Origin of the sequence: Thomasclavelia sp., from assembly GCF_017889095.1 — a bacterium.
Classification (GTDB): Bacteria; Bacillota_I; Bacilli_A; order Erysipelotrichales; family Coprobacillaceae; genus Thomasclavelia.
In genome coordinates, this window is the sequence record NZ_JAGHEW010000306.1 from 1 (window position 1) to 2,757 (window position 2,757).

Annotated in this window: 5 protein-coding genes; 1 reads left to right on the forward strand and 4 read right to left on the reverse strand. The window is 32.1% G+C overall.

Going from position 1 to position 2,757, the window contains the following annotated elements; genetic code table 11:
* From J7M77_RS13530 to J7M77_RS13545, 4 genes are all read right to left on the reverse strand, one after another.
* Positions 1 to 136 (reverse strand): helix-turn-helix domain-containing protein (locus J7M77_RS13530; protein ID WP_367237030.1); only part of this gene is annotated, 136 nt, incomplete at its 3' end.
* Positions 137 to 212: 76 nt separating this feature from the next.
* Positions 213 to 419, reverse strand: coding sequence for a hypothetical protein (locus tag J7M77_RS13535; protein ID WP_296879473.1), 207 nt, complete (start codon positions 417 to 419; stop codon positions 213 to 215).
* A 28-nt stretch (positions 420 to 447) separates the two neighbouring features.
* Positions 448 to 768 (reverse strand): MATE family efflux transporter, encoded by a 321-nt coding sequence (locus tag J7M77_RS13540; RefSeq protein WP_296879475.1) that lies wholly within the window; start codon positions 766 to 768, stop codon positions 448 to 450.
* Positions 769 to 780: 12 nt separating this feature from the next.
* Positions 781 to 1,311 (reverse strand): TetR/AcrR family transcriptional regulator, encoded by a 531-nt coding sequence (locus J7M77_RS13545; protein ID WP_296879477.1) that lies wholly within the window; start codon positions 1,309 to 1,311, stop codon positions 781 to 783.
* 125 nt (positions 1,312 to 1,436) lie between these two features.
* Between J7M77_RS13545 and J7M77_RS13550 the strand changes: the two genes are divergently transcribed.
* Positions 1,437 to 2,348 (forward strand): hypothetical protein, encoded by a 912-nt coding sequence (locus tag J7M77_RS13550; protein ID WP_296879479.1) that lies wholly within the window; start codon positions 1,437 to 1,439, stop codon positions 2,346 to 2,348.
* Positions 2,349 to 2,757 lie beyond the last annotated feature (409 nt).

A 2,757-nucleotide genomic window follows, 5' to 3' on the forward strand; every position in this document is an offset into this window, starting at 1 on the left:
GTAAACCGCCATTTTCCCATTTAGATACCGCCTGGAAAGAAATAGCTAACTTATTAGCTAACTGCTGCTGGGTAAGCCTCAATTCTTTTCTTTTTTGACCAATAAAATCATTTACTTTTTTTACATCAATCATCATCTTCACCTCTAAATAAAATTATAGATGATTGATGTTGTAAACTAAATAAGCAGTTAATTGAGTTTGACAATCAAATTCAATTAACATTTGAATCGCTATTTAATTCTTGATATGTACGATAGATCAAAACACCTGAAACGATAAAGGTTAAAAAGTCTGATACCGGCATTGAATATAAAACTCCATTCAAACCAAAAACTAATGGCAAAATCAAAGCAAAACCAACACCAAAAACAACTTCACGAATCATTGAAAGAGCAGTAGAAGCAGCAGCTTTTCCCATCGCCTGTAAAAAGATAAAACAAGCTTAATTAACACAATCTAAAATGACTTTCATTAGTTACACCAAAAATACTAATTAATTGTTTTGGAAAAAATTCTACTAAGATAAATGCCACTATTTCAACTAATGCTTTTAATTTCAATAACTTACTAAATAATACTTTAACTCGTGATTTTTCATTAGAGCCCATATTGAATCCCACAATCGGAATACATCCAGCCGCCATCCCAACCACAATCGATATGACTATTTGAAAGAATTCCATCACAATTCTAACAACTGCCATTGGTATTTGAGCATATTGTACTTGACCAAAAATTGGATCAGCTACTCCAATACTATTTTGCAAAAATGCAACTGTTTATAGCTTTATTATATGATTAATATTATCCGAAAAGTTTGAAAACATTCTTTCCATCTGCTCTGGTGTTTTAGAAAAATCATTATCAACCATTGCACGTATAAAAGCATATATCGTATATACCACTACATACCCAAAATATCTTTCTGCACCAGATATTTCCGGAGATATAAGAATCTCCATAAATAATTCTTCTAAAATATGCAGCAAATTATTATCCCGAATATTGCGAATAAACTTTTGTTCAGAGTACATGAAAGGTATTAAATATATAAGTTGGTCCATTTGTGGCAGTTTTGCAATGTTTTTTTCTTCTGCAAATTGTGTCCAACGAATTAACAGATAATATTTTAAAACCGTTTCTAAGGAATCAAAATTTCTATAATATGCTTTTCTTGATACCCCAGCAACTTTGCATAATTTGGAAATAGTTAGATTACTGAAAGCAATATTTTCAAGGCATTTTGCAGCAGCAAAAGCTAAACTCTCCTTTGTAATACGGTTTATCGCGACATTATTGGGATTTGGCATAACATTCTCCTTTCATTTAATACAGATGATGTCACAAAACAACATAGTTTGAGACTTTATCAATAAACATTTTTCTTGTATATTATATGGTGTCACAAATGTAAAGTCAAAGGAGAAAATATATTATGGGGAAAAGCGTAAAAGTGTGTATAATCGTTATAGTTTCTCTTGTTGTAATAATAGTGCTTTTTAGAACAGCAATCAACACTTCAAGAGTACCTGCAAATTACATTGACCATGTAGAAACAGGCGGTGAACTTGAAGCCCATTATTTGAAAATGGGGAAATATGAAGTAGCACATTTAGAAAAAAATTTTCCAGAAACTTTCCCAGACAAATGGAGTAAGTATGTCATCTATTATCCAAAAGAATTAGAACAAAATAAACAGCAATATCCCGTTGTTATTTTTGCTAATAGTACGGGTGTTGGAGCTTCCAAATATTCGGAAATGTTTGAACACCTTGGCTCATGGGGATTTATCGTACTTGGAAATGAAGACCCCGAAACTGCTACTGGCGAGTCTATAGATACAACATTGTCAATCCTTTTAAATGAAAACAAAGATAAGGAAAGTATCTTTTTTGGTAAAGTTGATGTTGAAAGCATCGGTATATGCGGACATTCGCAAGGAGGCGTGGCTGTGTTTAATTCAATTTCCTCACAAGAACACAGCAATATGTATAAGTGCGCCGTTGCCTTGTCCCCATCTGATGAAGCTAATTCGGCTAAACAGGGCAGAGCCTACGATTCATCAAAAACAACAATACCCATTATGATTTTTGCCGGAACAGAATATGACGCTATTTCTTTAGAAAACATGAAAAGTATGTACCAAAAAATAGATGCCCATAAAATTATTGGGCGAAAAACAGGGATGAGACATGGAGAAATGCTTTATAGTGCAGACGGATATGTAACTGCATGGTTTATGTGGCAACTTCAAAATGACCAAAATGCCGCAAACGCCTTTATAGGAGAAAATCCAGAGATATTTCGTAATGAGCTATATCAAGACCAACAAAGTAATTTACATTAAAAATAGCAAAACTAGCCAACGGTGGCGTATGCAAAAGCTATGGCAAGTAGCGCAAACATAGAGATTTATTACAGATTTATCAATGAGATTGATTTGCCAAAATCTCACTCTCCTAACTAAAAAAACGTATAACGCGCTAGAATTACACCAAAGGCTATACACTTTAATCTCTTATCTTTTTTCTTATTTAAAAACTTGAAAATAAATTGTATATTTCTATTTTCATACCTCACTTTCTAAAAAATAAAACGTGTCCCTTTTATCTGCAACCGAATTACACATAAAAGCTACACGTTGTGTCTATATTATAGCAATTTTAAATTAAATTTCAAAAGAAAATTTTTATCATTATTTAATAAAAGGTAATGCAATTACATTACCTTTTTACTCATTTTTCTTTTTTTATAAC